This window comes from Clostridioides sp. ES-S-0048-02 (assembly GCF_020658495.1).
GTDB lineage: Bacteria > Bacillota > Clostridia > Peptostreptococcales > Peptostreptococcaceae > Clostridioides.
The window spans coordinates 363,281-381,247 of the sequence record NZ_JACVWH010000003.1 but is presented as its reverse complement, the minus strand read 5'-3'; the positions used below and the strand labels follow the sequence as shown (position 1 = coordinate 381,247).

Below are 17,967 nucleotides of genomic sequence, written 5' to 3'. Positions count from 1 at the left end.
AAGATTGACTATAACAACTTCATATTTATGAGTATTATCATGAAAAATATCTGAGTTAGAATCTAAATGGATGGATTTAAATAAAATAGATTAATTCCTAAAGTTGCACTTTTATAGAAAGTGCATCTGCCATCACTACAGAAGTGCGACCTATCAGACAACGAAACTAAGTCATCTATGTCAGCACCCATATAAACAATGCTAAGAGTGTTGCTAGAACTATCCCAAACTATAGAATCAATAATAGTAGACAACAATAACTTCTTATTATCCAAATTAGCATCATCAACCATATTGTTAAACTTTTCTAAATTACTAACAACAATATCTAAATTAACACTGGCATTTTTAATATCAGCATTGTTATCTTCTAAGTTTCTAACCTTAACTTTTAATTCTTCAATTTCACTATTTAAACTTTCAATCTGAGAGATAATATAATTAGAAGCAACACTACCAGTATTTTTAGCAAGTTCTATAACTAAATTACTGATGATTTTTTCTTTATCCTTAATAAAATTCCTAAATAAATTAATCTCACTATTAATACTATTTGATGCATTATCAACTTTAATCTTATTTTCATGAAAAGCATCTATAATAGATTCTACATTACAATTTTTAATTCTTTCAATAACAATAGCTTCAACTAAAGGTCCTTTAAGATTTTTACAATTACAAGCATCAACACCAAGATTCTTTTTAGTACCACATACATAATAATACTTTAATTCTTTATCAGTTCGTTTGCCTTTATAAGTAATTCTCATATTAGAACCACACTTAGAACATTTTAAAATTCCTGATAATAAAGCAACTTTACCAGTAGCAATTCTTGGACTCTTATCACGATTAGCATCAAGTAAACCTTGAACTTCAAGCCAAGTAGTAGAATCTATAATTCCTTTATGTTTAGCAATAGCTGCGATAGGTGTAGATGTATTTTTAGCATAAGTAAGTATTCCACATTCATTATCAGGAGTACCGATAACTTCCATATTATTATTTCTAAGATATTCTACAACAACATCATTAGCTTTTACATAAACAGGACTTCTAAGTATACCAGATAATGAACTAGGGTCAAATTTACCACCACGAGGACCTTTTATTCCATTGTGATAAACATATTTGTATAATTGAGATAAAGATCTAAGTTCTAGATACTTAGCATAAACTATTTTAACAACTTCCATCTCATCATCACTAACTTCTAACTGATACATACTTCTTTCTTTTAGGTTTTCATCTAAGTATTTAATTTTTTTACTGCTAAATCCATGAGGGGTTTTACCACCTAGCCATCTCCCAGTACGAGCAAGTTCATACATATTATCTTTTATACGTTCAGCTATTGTTTCTCTTTCAAGCTGTGCAAATACACTAGATATAAACATCATAGCTCTTCCCATTGGAGTAGAAGTGTCAAATTGCTCTTTGATAGATATAAAAGATATATCTAGTTTATTTAATTTTTCTATTAGAGTAGAGAAGTCAGATACATTTCTTGATATTCTATCCAATCTATAACACACAAGATAATCAAATTTGTTTGCTTTTGCATCTTGCATCATTTTTTTAAACTGAGGTCTATCTATATTACCACCACTAAAGCCTTCATCTTCATATATTAAAAAATCTTTTATACCAACAGATTTAGCATAGTCCATACATAGTTGTATTTGATTTTCTATAGATTCACCTCTGCCCGTAAATTTTGATTTTCTTGAATAAATTGCAGCCTTCATAAGTTTAACCCCCTTAAACTTTGGTATAAATTGACTTGAATAAGTAATATTCTGGTATTCAATTTCATATCACAAAAGAGTAGATGTATTTATCAGTTCACCCCTTATAGTAGTATTTTCAATACGTATAGGTATTAATAGTGTTTTATTATTTACTTATATATAAATATATGATGTAAAGAATACATTAAATGTTAATAATACATTTTTATTGCATCATATGAAAAAATATTGATTTCGTTTTCATAGAGAAAATTTGAGACTTAATTAGTTGTGTCAAGACAAGTCTATAACCTCATAGATTAATATAATAACTCAATTAAGGCATAGGGGGGTTATATATGGATATAAAAGTTGTGGAGATTTTTCCTACAAATCCACTGGAACTAAAAAAAATAGAATCAGCTAAAGCTATATGGTTTGTAAATGCATTAAGAAAAAAGTATCCTGAGGAAGTTTTAGATAAAGCCTTTAAGATACTAGAAGAAGATTTAGAAAAAAGTGAAGCTAAAGCTTAAAATTTTGATAAGGTATACATATGATATAAGAGAGGAAAAACAAATGAGAAAATATTTGGATTCACATATATTTTATGAGACTAATGGCATTAAAAGAGAAGAGTGGTTAGAAAAAAGAAAATCGGAAATCTCCCCCCTACGTTTAAAAATAGACGTAGGGGGCATTAATATTTATTTTTTATAAAGAAGTTTCTCTTAAAACTAAATTTTCATTTCTTTCAATTAGATGTCTAATAGACCATTCATTTTGAAATAACAATACTGGATTGCTATTTTTATCTTCAACTAGTATTGTATCCATTGGTATTGAAAGCTTATCCGATTTGAAAGTATCAGGTTCAATCCAACGTATGTGACGATAAGGTAGTGTATTCATTATCATATCAACACCATATTCTTGCTTTAGACGATATTCTAAAACTTCAAATTGAAGAACTCCAACGACTCCTACAATAAGTTCTTCCATACCAAAATTAGGTTGTTTGTATATCTGTATAGTACCTTCTTCTGATAATTGTGTAAGACCTTTTAAGAACTGTTTTCTTTTAAGAGCATTCTTTGTAGATACTCTTACAAAATGTTCAGGAGCAAATTGTGGTATACCAGTGTATTGTAAATTTGATTTTTTTTCACTTAATGTATCACCAATATTAAATATTCCTGGATCATGTATCCCTATAATGTCCCCTGGATAAGCTGAATCTATTATAACACGGTCTTGGGCTACAAACTGTTGAGGTTGTGAAAGTTTAACCTTTTTATTTCTTTGTACATGAGTTACTGTCATACCTTTTTCAAATTTACCAGAGCAAATTCTTAAAAATGCAATTCTATCTCTATGAGATTTATCCATATTAGCTTGAATTTTAAATATAAATCCTGAGAAGCTATTAGAATTAGGGTCAATATCACCTAAATTACTGCTACGAGGATTTGGTGGAGGTGTTATTTCTAAGAACGATTCTAAAAATGGTTCTACACCAAAGTTGGTAAGGGCACTTCCGAAGAACACAGGCGTCAATTCACCATTTAATACTCCGCCTAAATTAAAATTATCTCCAGCAATATCTAAAAGTTCAATATCCTCTAGTAGTTTTTCATGAAGAGCATCACCTAATAAAGTATTAAATTTTTCATCAGATATATCTCCAGTTGTAGATTTAGCAATAGATTGTCCATGGTTACCATCATCAAATAGTTCAACTTGATTTTTATGACGGTTAAACACACCTTTGAACTCTTTACCAGAACCAATTGGCCAGTTTACTGGACAAGAGCGAATTCCTAGAACATTTTCAATATCTTCAAGTAGTTCAAAGGGATCCTTTCCTTGACGGTCCATTTTATTTATAAAAGTGAAAATTGGTATTCCTCTCATTTTGCAAACTTGGAATAATTTCTTTGTCTGATCCTCGACACCTTTAGCAGAGTCAATAACCATTACTGCACAGTCTGCTGCCATAAGAGTCCTATAAGTGTCCTCACTAAAATCTTGATGCCCTGGAGTATCAAGAATATTTATACAAAAGTTGTTATATTCAAATTGAAGAACACTTGATGCAACAGATATACCTCTTTGTTTTTCAATTTCCATCCAGTCAGATACTGCATGTTTTTGAGATCTTCTTGATTTAACTGATCCTGCTTCACGAATGGCACCACCATATAATAGAAACTTTTCAGTTAATGTAGTTTTTCCTGCATCGGGATGGGAAATGATTGCGAAGGTTCTTCTTCTTTTAACTTCATCAATCAAGCTTAAATTTTGTTCTGTCATTTTTTATCATCCTTTATTTTAATTTTACGATTATCCAAATATAAAAAATTATATTTATTAATAGTTTTAAAATGAACATAATTTTCCATATGCTATAAAAAACTACAATCCTATTAATATTATAACTTTATTGCAAAACTGTCAATATGAAAACCTTATGAAAATAGCTTTACTATCTTACTGTATAGCACAAACCCTTTTTTAAGATTAAAAGGACTTTTTTATAATTCCTAGTTCGTTAGAAGCAATAGCACCCTCAACTATTCTACATTTCATACATATTAAGATTGACTATAACAACTTCATATTTATGAGTATTATCATGAAAAATATCTGAGTTAGAATCTAAATGGATGGATTTAAATAAAATAGATTAATTCCTAAAGTTGCACTTTTATAGAAAGTGCATCACCAATATCATGTGTAACTAAAATAGTAGACTTATTTTCATTTTTAATAATACTATAAACATCATCACAAACCAACAGTCTAGTTTGATAGTCAAGAGCTGAAAAAGGTTCATCTAAAAGTAAAACATCTGGATTTACAGAAAGTGTCCTAATAAGAGCAACTCTTTGTCTCATACCACCAGATAATTCTTTAGGATACATACTTCTGAAATCCCATAGTCCATAAGTCTTTAAAAGCTCTTCAACTCTATCTAAAGATTTTTTATCTTTTTTACCTTGAATTTCCAAACCAATAGTTATATTATCCATTATATTTCTCCATTCAAGCAGATTGTCTTTTTGAAACATATATCCAATATTTCCAGTAATCTTTACATCACCACTAGTTGGTTTTAAAAGATTAGTAAGAATATTTAAAATTGTAGATTTTCCGCTTCCAGAAGGACCGAGTAATGTTAGTATTTCACCTTCTTTTAAATTAAAATTGACATCCTTTAATACTTCAAGCTCGCCTTCCTTAGTGTAGAAGTTCATATTGATATTTTTAACTTCTACTATGTTGTCATTCATTATGCCACCCCCTATAACTTTTAGCTCGTATATATTATGTTATTAACATTACAACCTATTTGTACCATTTTTCATAAATATAATATAAATATTTTGTTTATTTACGTATTTTCTTAGTAACTTGTACGTATAAATTATAGATAAATAAATTATAAGGTAGGGGATAAAATTGAGTAACATAATAACTAATTTGATAGAGTCAATATTTACTAATCCAATAACTATATTATTTTTACTTGCAATAACTGTGTATTCTATTTTTAAAATTATGGAAAACAACAAGTTGTATTTGTTTGTAAGTTCAAAACTAGAAGAAATCAACCAAGACTATAAAACGAGTGTATTTTATAGCAAAATAAGGAATGATTACTATACATATAGTAAAGAAAATCCTTATGCTGATGTAAATATAACTTCGTTTGTAGAAGAAGTTGTATCAGATTTAAAATATAATAACTTACCGATATTAGAAAAAATTAGGAGCATAAAAAATTCATCTTCAATAAGTATATTACTTGGAGTTTTAGGTACATTTGTTGGGCTTTCTACAATGCTTTTATGTGTTGATACTAAAGATATTATAAATTCACTTCCTTCGACTATTAGTAGCATGCAAACTGCATTTACAACTAGTATATTTGGAGTGGTGTTTTCTCTAATTATAGGCTATTTTACAAAGATAAAAGACTGTGAACATGTTTTGATACAAATAATGTTAAAAGCTGAGAATCTACTGACTTCTGAGGTAACTCATATTAAATCAGAAAGAATGGATTTAAAAGTAGAGGAGGTAAAAAATACAATAAAACAAATAAGCAAGTCTATAGAAGCTATTGAAAAATTTGATAAAATATCTAAAGACTTAAATGATTTTAATGACGAATTTATTAGTGGAATAGAAGCTTTAAAAAGTCTTTTAGAAGGCTCTCAAAGTTCTATTAAGACATTTGACCAAAGTGTAAGAAAATTAGATAAACAGTTTAATATTTTAAATGTAAAATTTGTAAAACTGTTTGATAAGTATGATAATCAAGATAATATAAATAAGGAAATTTTATTTGATATAAAAGAATCCTCAAAAAATATATATAATTCCACTGAAAGCCAACATAAAATTAAAGATTATATAAGAAATATAAATGCAGGATTTGCTTTATATGAAAGAAGTGCTCAAGATTTGTTAACTAAATTAATGACTCATGAAAACAAAATATCTCAAAATCAAAAAATTCTTTTAGACGAAAAATATACTCTAGACGATTCAATTAAGAATCTTTCAAGTATTATTGAGAACTTTTCTAATGACTTACAAGCCAAACTAGATATAATGTTTGAGAACTCTTTAGACATTCAAGATAAGCTAGATGTTATGTTTAATAACTCCTTCATGCAAGACGAAGTTCCTCTTGATAGTGAAGACTTATTTGAAAGTAATATTGATAGTATATTTAATCCTTTAAGTGAAGAAATTTATGAGATAGAAAAGAAAGAAATAAAGGTCATAGGTGAGGATGAGTTAAATGAATAATAAATATAGAAGAACTGTTAACAGAGAATTTGAAAAGAGTAGTTTCTGGCCAACATTTACAGATTTATTATCCACTGTGTTGATGGTTGTAATTCTTATATTATTTAGTTCAGAAAGTATCTCAGGTTCAGTTGAACAGGATTTAGCTAAAAATGTGAATGCTTCTGTTGAAGATACCTTTAAAAAAAGTGGTATACCTGTGAAAGTGGATAAGGCTAATGGTCAAGTAACTTTTGGTGAAAGGACAATGTTTGATGTAGATAGTGATGTCTTGAAACCAGAGGCTAAAGAGATGTTAAAAATGTTTGTTCCAAAGTACATAGAAACTATTTATAAAGATTATGGCGACTATATATCTAAAATAGTTATAGAAGGCCATACAGACGATGTAGGAAGCTATATCTATAACTTAGATTTATCACAAAGAAGGGCATATAGCGTTGCTAAATTTATAGTAGGAGATGAAATAGGTAATTATAAATATAAAGATAAGGTAACTAAACATATTATTGCAATAGGTAGGTCAAAAGCTGAACTCTTAAAAAACGGAGATAATAGTGTAAATAGAGATGCATCTAGAAGAGTAGAGCTAAAATATGAAATAAATATTAATCAAAATAAATAGTTAAAAAATTATAAAAAAAAAGAAGGCAGTTGGTGTGAGCTTTAAGCCTTCTTTAAGGAAAAAGTTTATTTATTTTTGTTGATATTTAATATATTATAGTTTTTGGAAGAATTTTGCAATATTTTAAACATAAATGGGCGTTTAAAATGCATAACTGGGTACTACTGATGTAAAATAATTCATTTTATATAATATAAAACTTATAAGGTGTCAATTTTCTATGTTATTGCTTTATAAATTATTATTTAAATATTATGTAAAAAAACATCGTAAAAACTCATATCATGTTACAATTAATTAGTAAAAGGGTAATAACTAATTCTAGTTATTACCCTTTTACTGCTGATTAAAAAATTTAGATTTAATCATTTTTTATTAACTGGTAGCCAAAACATATTCCTGAACCGCCAGTTTTTTTAATTTGATACATTGCCTGATCTGCTTTATTAATTAATTCTTCAGCATTATTTCCATCTTCTGGATAGCAAGCTATACCAACACTAGTATTACAATATATAGAACCATTTTTTAAATTCCATGGGTTTTTAAACCTTTCATGTATAAAACTTACTAAATTACGTATGTTATTTTTTGTAATGTCACCACCAATTACAGCAACAAATTCATCTCCACCATTTCTATAAACTGAATTTTTAAGAAGTGGAATTGATGAGAAGAATTCCCCCAATTTTATAAGAAACTCGTCACCAGCATCATGCCCATAATTATCATTAATTACTTTAAAACCATCAATATCGAAAAAGATTACATATCCTTGCTCATCTTCTTTAGCATTGTCAATTCTATTTTTACATTCTTCAATAAGCATTCTTCGGTTTGGAAGACCTGTTAATACATCATAATTTGCCATATATTCAATTAATTCTTCATTCTTTTTATTATCAGTTATATCTGCACTACTAACAAGATGAGCAAGACGACCATCAATCCATCTGAAAGCTGTACTAAATACTCTAAACCATGCTCCATCAAAAGGTCTTTGATAATTCCAGGTATGTACTCCTGTAATGTTGCCGTTTTCATCAATAAGATTTTCTTGTGGGCAAAACTCACAATGAGATGTCTGCCCAGGGAAAAGAACCTGCCAGCATTTCTGACCCAAAAATTGAGATATCCCACCATAAGGTTCAGCCATTGACTTGTTTACATATATAATATCATATGTATAAAAATCAATGACATAAATATCTATGCCTGTATTATTTATTATGCTTTCAAGTGCAGTCTGTGTGAAGAAAACTTTATTTCTATGTATTCTTACACTTAAATACTTTTCAAGTAGTGAAAGGACAATACATAGTGTATTAAGTTCAGAATCAGAAAAATCTATTTTCCTAGATGTAGTATTTAAAAATAAAATAAAGCCATAATTATTAAAATTCTCATCTATCACAGATATTCCAATCAAAGATTCTGCATGAAAAATATTCATAAAATCAATCTCACATGGTTTATAATTTTTATTTTTATTTAAATAAATTATTTTCTGATGAGCTAATTGCTTTTGAAAATCCGATTCAATTTCATATGCATTGAAACTATTACATAATTTTATGTCATTCAAACTGTAATTCTCAATTAAATTAAAATGATTATATTGGTCTACTTCATATACTAGAGCACATTCAAACGAAAAACTATTACATATAAGTTCAAGCGATTTAGTGACTTTTTTTGTATCTATTTGTTTTCCAACAATTATATCAGCTAATGCTAGAATGAGTGTATAATGTGAATTATCTTTCATTTTTACCTCCTGAGTAAAAATTCTGTCAATAACTCATCCTTTAGCTAGGTTTGAAATGGGAATTTCTTTCCTCAAATATAGGTTATGATAGTTAAACTGACAGTTATCAAAATCTAGAAATATATTTTTATATTACTAAGAATAGCTTATTTAGCTATTTTCTCTTGGTTAATACATATATTATAGTATATTTTTCCAATGGATTAAAGCTTAAAAATCCTTTATTTTGTAATTTATCATCATTACTATTATATTAAATATTATTACTTAAAAATATATAAAAAGTTAATAAATTATATTATTAAAATAAAAAAAGTTGAGATATTATTGTTTTATTATTAATACAAGATAAATTAACTGTATAGGATAAATATTGATATCAAATGGCTAATTATGATAGAATAAGTCGATAGATGACATAAAGTATTGTGAAAATGGAGGAGTAAGTTATGATAGAAGGTAATATAAAAAACAAAAGAAATTGTAAAATTAAAGCTTTGGTATTTTTATTGATAATTTCTATATCTATTTATTTAACTGGATGTAGTAGTGCAACAGACAGTGAAAATAATCAATCAAATAACCAAGAAACTTTATCTAGTAGTATATCAAATGATAAAAATATAAAAATTCATTTTATTAATACTGGAAATAGTGATGCAATATTAATTCAAGAGGGCAAAACTTTTACGTTGATAGATGGGGGAGATAACGATGATGAGAATTTAATGGTAGACTACCTAAATAATCAAGGGGTAAAAGATATTAAGTATCTTATAGCTACTCATTCTCATGCAGACCATCTAGGGGGACTTGATTCTGTTGTAAAAAATTTCAATATAGAAAATGTTTTTGTATCAAATGGTTCAGCAGAAACAAAGAGTTACAGAGATTTTATAAATGCTTTAGCAAATAAGGATTTATCTCCAAGTGTACCTCTTGAAAATAAAAAGTTTTATCTTGAAGACTCCTATTTTGAAGTTCTAAATACAAATGGAGGAGATACTACTAATGAACAATCACTAGTACTTGCATATACTAATGGTAACGATAAAGCCTTATTTACAGGTGATGCTGAGGAAGGTACAGAAAAAGAAATACTATCAAAACTTGGAGAAGTAGACCTTTTAAAAGTAGCTCATCATGGTTCTCGTAGTAGTTCATCTCAGGCTTTTTTAGATAAAGTAAACCCTGAATATGCAGTAATTTTAGTTGGGAAAGGTAATTCATATGGTCATCCACATGAGGAAACAATGAACAAATTAAAAAAGATGGGTGTAAAAGTACATAGAAGTGACGAATGTTCAGATATAGTATTTGAATCTACAGGTGATGGAGTTTTTACAAGCTGTAAAGATGGAAGTTACAAAAAGGGTGTTAGAGAAGATGGAAACTACGAAAATTTAAATAACAATACAGACAAAAACGAATCCTTAAATAAGGAACAAAATGTATCAAATTCGTCAAAAACAGTGTATTTTACTCCAAAAGGGAAGAGTTATCACTCAACTAAAAATTGTAGTGGGCTTTCAAGAAGTAAAAAAATATTATCAGGTACAATTGCAGAAAGTAAGAAAAATGACCCATGTGATATATGTTATGGAAAGCAATAGTTAAAATATCAATAGCTAAAGTATGAGAAATAATAAATAAAAAGCATTAAATATTATAAAAAAGTAAATGCATATAAAAATAAGCTATTCCAAACAGATAAAATAAAGAAATTAAGATATATTTTATCTATTAAATAGCTTATTTTTTTGATATTCTTTAATAGTTATTTTATAACTCTAAATACACCAGTTACAATACCTACAATTTCAACTTCTGAGTCTTTAAGCATAATTGGTTCCATAAAATCATTTTCTGGTTGAAGTCTTATAGAGTTTCCTTCTTTAAAGAATCTCTTGACCGTCGCAGATTCACCATTTATAAGTGCAACCACTATCTGAGAATTTAAGGCTGTATTTTTTTTGTCTACTACAACGTAATCTTCATCTAAAATTCCTGCATTAATCATACTTTCGCCTTTTACTTTTAATACAAAATTATTACTGCCCTTTACTAAACTGGCAGGGAATGGAATATATTCCTCTATGTTTTGTTGAGCTAAAATGGGTTCTCCAGCTGTTATTTGACCTACTAAAGGAAGTTCTATTATTTCCTGGTTAGCTCCAGAAACATCATTGACTTTACTACGCTCTAAAACTTCAATAGCTCTTGGTTTAGTAGGGTCTTTTCTTATGTATCCCAGTTTTTCAAGTTTATTTAGATGAGAGTGCACAGTTGAAGTAGATCGTAACCCTACAGCAGTACATATTTCTCTTACAGCAGGTGGATAGCCTTTTAATATGATTTGAGATTTTATAAATTCCAGTATTAAAACTTGCTTTTCAGTTAGATCTAAATACATAACATCACTCATTTCCAAACATATTTTGTTTTTATTTCCATACATTTATATTTTTAATTATAACATAATCCATTTATATCTGCAAACATTTGTTCCTGATTTTTAATCATCTTCAATCCATTCAAAATTCTTAACTATATCACGTTTTACATTTTTTTTATGTGCGGCATAAAGTTGAGTAGTCGTGACATTATCATGGTCGAGTAAATTTTGAACATCATATATAGAAAATCCTGTTTGAATCAGAGAAGTTGCAGCAGTTGCTCTTAATTTATGAGGGCTATATCCATTATCTCTAGTTGTATCTAATGGAATAGAGGTATATTTTTTTACAAGTGTTCTTATAGCTTTTGCTGTAATCCTCTTATTTTGAAGAGATAAGAACAATGCATCTTTAACTTCATCATCTAGTAAGTCATCTCTTGTTCTCTCATTTTGTAAATAATCTTTTATTACATGTTCACAAGTATGATTTATAGGCATTAAGACTTCTTTTCCACGTTTTCTATATATTTTAAATTCACCTCTTGAAAAATTAAAAGAGGAGATATTAAGTTCTCTGAGTTCATTTAATCTAAGCCCATATGTAACAAATAGAGCTAATATAGCCTTATCACGTAATCTAGTTTTTTTCCAATAAACTTTTTCTTTTTCAGTAAGACCTTCACCTGTTTCTACTGACTCTAACATTTTTGCAACTTCATCTATTTCAAGACGCTTGATAGCATCTGGTTGTGGTTTAGGTAGCTTTATTGGATTAAATCCATCAGTTATGTTACTATCTATTTGAGAATTTCTATATAAAAATTTAAATAGAGTAGAGATGGATGATTTTTTTCTTGCCAGAGCTCTATTGTTATTTTCAAAAATTAATGTATTTTTCTCTGTATTTTTATAATATCTACTGCAATAATCACCTAAAAATAAGTTTATATCTCTTGATTTTATCATGTTAAAATCACTTTCTGTAATGTCCTTTATACAATCTGCACTTGTTAATTCCTTTGTCTCAATCATGTATAAACAGAAAAACTTTATATCTTCTAAATAAGCAAGTCGTGTAGAGACAGCAACAGAACCTTTTAAATATATAAAATAATCTTTCATAAATGCAGGAAGTTTATTTTCCAAAAGTAGACATTTTTCTATAAGTTCATTTTCTTTGATGACAATATTATCAGGTTTATCAGATTTATTATGTACTTTTATAATTTTCTTATCATTATTCAAATTTAAACCTCCTAAAATTAAAATATGAATATTTGTAAGTTATTTTTATTAATAACAATGTAGCTATGTTAGCATAAATATTTAATTTAATCAATTAATGTATTTTTTAAGAGATTAGTAGTACTCTAATTGGTTTTTGCACTAACTATTCCCTAAATCCACATTTAAAGACTAGTTGAATTCAAATGCTCTTTTTAAATTTCTCAATATATACTTAATAAGTATTTACTAAAATATATTGAGAAATTTTATGTTTTATTAAACTCTCTTTCAATTTTGAATTTTACTATCTTTTCAATGAAAGTAAAATAGTATAAGATTTAATATCTTAATTAAAATTTTTAAATGGACTTACCAAACTAAAAATATAAGATATTATGAGAGTTACTATTGAAAAAATAACACCTATTGTCATAAAAAAACTTATAAATATATTGTATTTCACTATTAAATTAGAAATATTTAAGCTATTAAGCCCAAATAAGTATATAATTAAACTAATTGCAAATATAATTATAACTATAAAACTCAAACCCTTTAAACTGCTTTTTAAATCGGCACTACTAAGTGACATATGAGTGGAAATTGAATACATTAAAAACATAAATATAAAATATCTTAATGAATATATATCAGGCGTTAACAATATTATTTTTACAAAATTAAAAATATCATCTAAAATAATCTGTGTAAAACCTGCTATATTAAAGTTATTAATCATACTTACATATAACTTTAAATCTATGCTTTGTATTATTTTAATATAGCTATCTGGTAATAGTATTCTAAAAAGTAAAATAATTATCATTGTTCCACCTATAATTGGAGCGATTCCTATAAAAAAATTTCCTATACTCTGATAAATATTATCTTTTTTATAGCTATGATTTACATATCCTAATACTCCATCATTTTTACTTTCAATTGGTCTAAAGAATTTTACTGAATTTATTTTATGCATAAAAATCAAACACATTATTAAATGACTCAATTCATGTACAAAAGTTCCTATAGCTCCAGTTACAATGACACCAGTTTTTCCAAAAGATAAAAAGATATATTTATTATTTAAATTTTCTATAATACTAAAAATCAATCCAAATACAATAAATATTCCTATAAAACAAAAGATATTTATTATACTTATTTTAAAAATCTCAACTATATGAATCATAAACTATGACCTCGCATTTAAGTATTCAACTACTCTATCTCATATCCATTACAGTTTAAAATTTTACAAGCATTTTTTATATCTTTTTCTTTGATTAAAATATAATCTGTATCATATGTAGAAATTGCAAATATACTTATTTTATTATCAGCTAATAACCCACTTATCTTAGATAAAATTCCTATAAGTGAAAAATCTAAAGGGCCTAAGATTTTAAGTATTCTCCATTCTTTTTCTGACTTAATATCAGAAGGAATATTGTTATTTAAACATACAATGCTCAATTCATCATCAGTTTTAGTTATAGAGTAAAATTTTTCTGTATCTATCCATGTTGGTATTTCACTGTTATTATTTAATCTACATACTGCATACTCTTCTAAAAATAGTTTTAATTTCATAATATACATCTCCTTCAAACTTATTTGTTTAATTAAGATTATACATTAAAATTTATATAAAATAAAATATATCGAAGTAAAAAAGGTTCACTACAGGACATCATTTCTATAGTCAACCTTTAAAACTTGATTAAATTCTAACAAAAAGATATATTATCTAGGTTCAATTATAAGTTTGATGGCAGTTTTCTTATCACCTTCGATTTCTATATCAGTAAATGCGGGAATACACACTAAGTCCATTCCACTAGGTGCAACAAATCCTCTTGCTATTGCAATTGATTTTATTGCTTGATTTAGAGCTCCAGCTCCTATAGCTTGTATTTCTGCAATACCTCGCTCTCTCAGTACTCCAGCCAAAGCTCCAGCTACAGAATTAGGATTAGATTTTGATGAAACTTTTAGTACTTCCATTTCAACATCTCCTTGTTAATTTGTTAAAGTATCCATTACCTAAAGTACTAAATCACAATTGCCATTTACTAATTACAATCATCATTTAAAGTATACTTTTATAAAAATATACTTCTATAATAGATTTAAGAAAACCTTTATTTTTTAAAACCATTTTATAATGAAAAATCTACAAATTTCTTTATATTCTATAAGCATTTTCCAATATTTCTAAATTTATTATACCTTTGAGACATTATTTCTTCTTTAGGCATATCTTTATAATGATTTAATCTTTCTAAAATATAAGACTTCATTTCCTTTGAAACAGCTTCTACATCTTTTTGTGCACCACCAAGAGGTTCTTTTATAATCTTATCTATTATTTTTAAATCATATAAATCATTACTTGTAAGTTTCATAACATCACAAGCTTCCTTTGCTTTAGATGAATCTTTAAATAAGATACTCGAAAGACCTTCAGGTGAAATTACAGAATAAACTGAGTGTTCTAACATACACACATCATTGCCTACTCCAATTCCTAAAGCTCCTCCACTACCACCTTCACCAATTACAAAGGTAATTACTGGAACAGAAAGTTTACTCATTTCAAGTAAGTTTCTTGCAATAGCTTCTCCTTGTCCTCTTTCTTCTGCCTCTAGACCACAAAATGCTCCTGATGTATCAATAAATGTCACTATCGGTCTGTCAAATTTTTCAGCTTGCTTCATAAGTCTTAACGCTTTTCTATATCCTTCTGGATGAGGCATACCAAAGTTTCTTTTTATATTTTCTTTAGTATCTCTTCCCTTTTGGTGACCAACTATAGTAACATTGAATTTTCCTATTTGCCCTATTCCTCCAACTATAGAAGGGTCATCTTTATAAAGCCTATCTCCATGAAGCTCTAAAAAATTAGAACAAATATGTTCTATGTATTCCAAAGTTGTAGGTCTTTTTATATCTCTACTTAACACTACCTTTTCATATGGTGATAGATGTGAAAAGGCATCTTCTCTAAGCTTTGCTAATTTTTCATTAAGGGAATTTATTTTATCACTTAAATCTATGTTATTTGCCTCAGAAATAGCTATTAATTGTTTAATATCATTTTCCAAGACTTTTATTTTATCATTATTATTTTCAATCAAAACAGTTCCTCCTTTATGCCCTATTTCTTGTGCATAGCAAGAATTTGATACAATACTTCCTTCATTTTTCTTCTATCTACTATCATGTCAATAAAACCTTTTTCAAGTAAAAACTCAGAAGTTTGAAATCCTTCAGGAAGTTTTTGATTTATTGTTTGTTCTATTACTCTTGGTCCTGCAAAACCGATTAATGTATTTGGTTCAGAAATTATAATATCTCCAAGCATAGCAAAACTAGCAGTTACGCCTCCAGTAGTAGGGTCAGTTAAAACTGATATATATGGTAATGACTTTTCTTCAAGCTTAGCAAGTGCCTGAGAAGTCTTTGCCATTTGCATAAGAGATACCATACCTTCTTGCATTCTAGCTCCTCCTGAAGCAGAACAAATAATTATAGGTAAATTTTTTTTGGCAGCATATTCTATTGAGTAAGTTATTTTTTCTCCAACAATAGAACCCATGCTTCCCATCATAAAATCAGGATTCATTACACAAATAACTGTTTTAATTCCATTTAATCTTCCATAACCTGTGACAACAGCTTCTGACTCATTCGTTTTTTCCTTATAAGAGTCTACTTTTTCTTTATATTTAGGAAAGTTTAATGGATTTTGAAATTCTATATCAGAATTAAATTCCATAAAAGTCCCTTTATCAATCAATAAATTTATTCTATTTCGAACTCTTAAACCATAATGTCTTGAGCATTTTGGACATACAAATGAATTTTCTTCTATGTCTTTTCTAAATACATGACTATTACATCCTTTGCAATAAGTCCAAAATTTATCATCTACACTATTCTTTTTAAAGTTGTCATCTAAAGAAATCGTAACATACTTAGATTCTTTTGATGATAAAAATTTTTTTATCATAATCTATTTACTCCTTATAATGTAGCAAATTCTTTCTTCATAAAGACATCTTCTATAAATTTGGTATGATGAGTATCTTTTCTAAACTCTTCACTTGTTACAAGTGCCTTTTGGAATTCTACATTTGTATTAATACCTTCTACAATAATTTCATCTAGAGCTCTATAAATTCTATTTATACATTCTTCTCTAGTCTCAGCCCAACATATTAATTTACCTATCATAGAATCATATAAAGGTGGTATAGTATATCCTGTATATACAAAAGTATCAAATCTAACGCCAAAACCTCCAGGTAAATTTAATGACTCTATTTTACCTGGTGATGGAGCAAAATTATTTGATGAATCTTCAGCATTTATTCTACACTCAATAGCATGACCTCTAAAAACAACTTCTTCTTGTTTAAAAGGTATTTCTTCTCCATTAGCTATAGATATTTGAAGTTTTATAAGGTCAAGATTTGTTACCATCTCTGTGACTGGATGTTCAACTTGTATTCTTGTATTCATCTCTATAAAATAAAAGTTTTTATCTTTATCAACTATAAATTCAATAGTACCAGCACCAATATAACCTACACCTTTTACTATATCCACTGCAATTTTATGAAGATTTATTCTTTCTTCATCTGAAAGGTATGGACTTAAAGACTCTTCTATTACTTTTTGATTTCTTCTTTGCATAGAACAATCTCTATCACCTAAATGTATTGCATTTGAATGTTTATCACCAAATACTTGTACTTCTATATGTCTAGGATTTTCTATGAATTTTTCCATATATAAATCGCTATTAGAAAATGCTGCTAAAGCTTCTGAACTTGCCATATCAAAATTTGAAAAAAGCTCTTCTTCCTTTCTAACGATTCTCATACCTTTTCCACCGCCTCCACTTGAGGCTTTTATCATAACAGGATAGCCAATTTCTCTTGCAACTTCTAAAGCTTCTTCCTTAGTTTTTAAAACAGACTCTGAACCAGGAACAACAGGGATATTTAATTCCATCATAGTTTCTCTCGCTCTAGATTTATCTCCCATCAAAATCATTTGTTCTCTTGTTGGACCTATAAAAATAATATTATTCTCTTCACATTGTTTTGCAAATTCAGGGTTTTCTGATAAAAAGCCAAAACCTGGGTGAATAGCATCACATTTTAATTTAAGAGCAAGGTATATAATATTTTCTATGTTATTATAACTCTTGCTTATATTGTTTGGCCCTATGCAAATAGATTCATCAGCTATATATCTATGAAAACAATCTTTATCTATTTCAGAATAGATAGCGACAGTTTTTATGCCTAGTTCTTTACACGTTCTGATGATTCTAACTGCTATATCACCTCTATTTGCAACTAGTATTTTTTTTATCAACTTAAAT

The 17,967-nt window shown here is 27.8% G+C and carries 16 protein-coding genes; 4 read left to right on the top strand and 12 right to left on the bottom strand.

The annotated features are described in order from the left end of the window. Positions 1 to 62: 62 nt before the first annotated feature. Positions 63 to 1,748 carry a recombinase family protein gene (locus IC173_RS06900; protein WP_227855348.1) on the bottom strand — a complete coding sequence of 562 codons (1,686 nt, stop codon included), beginning with the start codon at positions 1,746 to 1,748 and terminating at the stop codon, positions 63 to 65. Positions 1,749 to 2,089: 341 nt separating this feature from the next. Here IC173_RS06900 and IC173_RS06895 point away from each other — a divergent pair, with 341 nt between their 5' ends. Further along, positions 2,090 to 2,266, top strand: a complete 177-nt coding sequence (locus IC173_RS06895; RefSeq protein WP_227437652.1) for a hypothetical protein — start codon at positions 2,090 to 2,092, stop codon at positions 2,264 to 2,266. A 178-nt stretch (positions 2,267 to 2,444) separates the two neighbouring features. On the opposite strand, the gene IC173_RS06890 is transcribed toward IC173_RS06895, so the two are convergent. Continuing rightward, on the bottom strand, positions 2,445 to 4,043 hold the full coding sequence (locus IC173_RS06890) for a peptide chain release factor 3 (RefSeq protein ID WP_227855347.1): 1,599 nt from the start codon (positions 4,041 to 4,043) through the stop codon (positions 2,445 to 2,447). A 380-nt stretch (positions 4,044 to 4,423) separates the two neighbouring features. Next, on the bottom strand, positions 4,424 to 5,023 hold the full coding sequence (locus tag IC173_RS06885; RefSeq protein WP_227482658.1) for an ABC transporter ATP-binding protein: 600 nt from the start codon (positions 5,021 to 5,023) through the stop codon (positions 4,424 to 4,426). 169 nt (positions 5,024 to 5,192) lie between these two features. Between IC173_RS06885 and IC173_RS06880 the strand changes: the two genes are divergently transcribed. Together IC173_RS06880 and IC173_RS06875 are read left to right on the top strand one after the other, a co-directional pair. Next, the gene (locus tag IC173_RS06880; RefSeq protein WP_227435203.1) at positions 5,193 to 6,551 is read left to right on the top strand and encodes a hypothetical protein; all 1,359 of its coding nucleotides are present in this window, start codon (positions 5,193 to 5,195) and stop codon (positions 6,549 to 6,551) included. Next, positions 6,544 to 7,176 carry an OmpA family protein gene (locus IC173_RS06875; RefSeq protein WP_227435201.1) on the top strand — a complete coding sequence of 211 codons (633 nt, stop codon included), beginning with the start codon at positions 6,544 to 6,546 and terminating at the stop codon, positions 7,174 to 7,176. The genes IC173_RS06880 and IC173_RS06875 overlap by 8 nt, the downstream gene beginning before the upstream one ends. A gap of 361 nt (positions 7,177 to 7,537) precedes the next feature. On the opposite strand, the gene IC173_RS06870 is transcribed toward IC173_RS06875, so the two are convergent. Beyond that, on the bottom strand, positions 7,538 to 8,944 hold the full coding sequence (locus IC173_RS06870) for a sensor domain-containing diguanylate cyclase (protein WP_227435200.1): 1,407 nt from the start codon (positions 8,942 to 8,944) through the stop codon (positions 7,538 to 7,540). 449 nt (positions 8,945 to 9,393) lie between these two features. Here IC173_RS06870 and IC173_RS06865 point away from each other — a divergent pair, with 449 nt between their 5' ends. After that, positions 9,394 to 10,557: a ComEC/Rec2 family competence protein gene (locus tag IC173_RS06865; protein WP_227855346.1), complete on the top strand. Its 1,164-nt coding sequence runs from the start codon at positions 9,394 to 9,396 to the stop codon at positions 10,555 to 10,557. A gap of 164 nt (positions 10,558 to 10,721) precedes the next feature. Here IC173_RS06865 and lexA read toward each other — a convergent pair whose 3' ends face one another. The 8 genes from lexA to accC form a co-directional block, all read right to left on the bottom strand. Then, positions 10,722 to 11,357 carry a transcriptional repressor LexA gene (lexA, locus tag IC173_RS06860; RefSeq protein WP_227435195.1) on the bottom strand — a complete coding sequence of 212 codons (636 nt, stop codon included), beginning with the start codon at positions 11,355 to 11,357 and terminating at the stop codon, positions 10,722 to 10,724. A gap of 102 nt (positions 11,358 to 11,459) precedes the next feature. Next, complete coding sequence (locus IC173_RS06855; RefSeq protein WP_227482655.1) at positions 11,460 to 12,587, bottom strand: tyrosine-type recombinase/integrase; 1,128 nt, start codon at positions 12,585 to 12,587, stop codon at positions 11,460 to 11,462. Between the two features lie 328 nt (positions 12,588 to 12,915). Further along, positions 12,916 to 13,761, bottom strand: coding sequence for a hypothetical protein (locus IC173_RS06850; RefSeq protein WP_227823935.1), 846 nt, complete (start codon positions 13,759 to 13,761; stop codon positions 12,916 to 12,918). Between the two features lie 29 nt (positions 13,762 to 13,790). After that, positions 13,791 to 14,162, bottom strand: coding sequence for an ACT domain-containing protein (locus tag IC173_RS06845; protein ID WP_227855345.1), 372 nt, complete (start codon positions 14,160 to 14,162; stop codon positions 13,791 to 13,793). A 153-nt stretch (positions 14,163 to 14,315) separates the two neighbouring features. Beyond that, positions 14,316 to 14,576: a stage V sporulation protein S gene (locus IC173_RS06840; RefSeq protein ID WP_003424039.1), complete on the bottom strand. Its 261-nt coding sequence runs from the start codon at positions 14,574 to 14,576 to the stop codon at positions 14,316 to 14,318. A 188-nt stretch (positions 14,577 to 14,764) separates the two neighbouring features. Continuing rightward, positions 14,765 to 15,709 (bottom strand): acetyl-CoA carboxylase carboxyltransferase subunit alpha, encoded by a 945-nt coding sequence (locus tag IC173_RS06835; RefSeq protein ID WP_227435182.1) that lies wholly within the window; start codon positions 15,707 to 15,709, stop codon positions 14,765 to 14,767. 20 nt (positions 15,710 to 15,729) lie between these two features. After that, positions 15,730 to 16,584, bottom strand: a complete 855-nt coding sequence (gene accD / locus IC173_RS06830; RefSeq protein WP_227855344.1) for an acetyl-CoA carboxylase, carboxyltransferase subunit beta — start codon at positions 16,582 to 16,584, stop codon at positions 15,730 to 15,732. A gap of 14 nt (positions 16,585 to 16,598) precedes the next feature. Then, complete coding sequence (accC, locus tag IC173_RS06825; protein WP_227855343.1) at positions 16,599 to 17,960, bottom strand: acetyl-CoA carboxylase biotin carboxylase subunit; 1,362 nt, start codon at positions 17,958 to 17,960, stop codon at positions 16,599 to 16,601. Positions 17,961 to 17,967: the final 7 nt, after the last annotated feature.

What these genes read in the sequence shown, in the direction of transcription:
- IC173_RS06850 (WP_227823935.1), bottom strand. Translation starts at nt 13,761, where the DNA reads ATGATTCATATAGTTGAGATTTTTAAAATAAGTATAATAAATATCTTT.
- accD (WP_227855344.1), bottom strand. Translation starts at nt 16,584, where the DNA reads ATGATAAAAAAATTTTTATCATCAAAAGAATCTAAGTATGTTACGATT.
- IC173_RS06865 (WP_227855346.1), top strand. Translation starts at nt 9,394, where the DNA reads ATGATAGAAGGTAATATAAAAAACAAAAGAAATTGTAAAATTAAAGCT.
- IC173_RS06885 (WP_227482658.1), bottom strand. Translation starts at nt 5,023, where the DNA reads ATGAATGACAACATAGTAGAAGTTAAAAATATCAATATGAACTTCTAC.
- IC173_RS06895 (WP_227437652.1), top strand. Translation starts at nt 2,090, where the DNA reads ATGGATATAAAAGTTGTGGAGATTTTTCCTACAAATCCACTGGAACTA.
- IC173_RS06845 (WP_227855345.1), bottom strand. Translation starts at nt 14,162, where the DNA reads ATGAAATTAAAACTATTTTTAGAAGAGTATGCAGTATGTAGATTAAAT.
- lexA (WP_227435195.1), bottom strand. Translation starts at nt 11,357, where the DNA reads ATGTATTTAGATCTAACTGAAAAGCAAGTTTTAATACTGGAATTTATA.
- IC173_RS06870 (WP_227435200.1), bottom strand. Translation starts at nt 8,944, where the DNA reads ATGAAAGATAATTCACATTATACACTCATTCTAGCATTAGCTGATATA.
- IC173_RS06890 (WP_227855347.1), bottom strand. Translation starts at nt 4,043, where the DNA reads ATGACAGAACAAAATTTAAGCTTGATTGATGAAGTTAAAAGAAGAAGA.
- IC173_RS06875 (WP_227435201.1), top strand. Translation starts at nt 6,544, where the DNA reads ATGAATAATAAATATAGAAGAACTGTTAACAGAGAATTTGAAAAGAGT.
- IC173_RS06900 (WP_227855348.1), bottom strand. Translation starts at nt 1,748, where the DNA reads ATGAAGGCTGCAATTTATTCAAGAAAATCAAAATTTACGGGCAGAGGT.
- IC173_RS06840 (WP_003424039.1), bottom strand. Translation starts at nt 14,576, where the DNA reads ATGGAAGTACTAAAAGTTTCATCAAAATCTAATCCTAATTCTGTAGCT.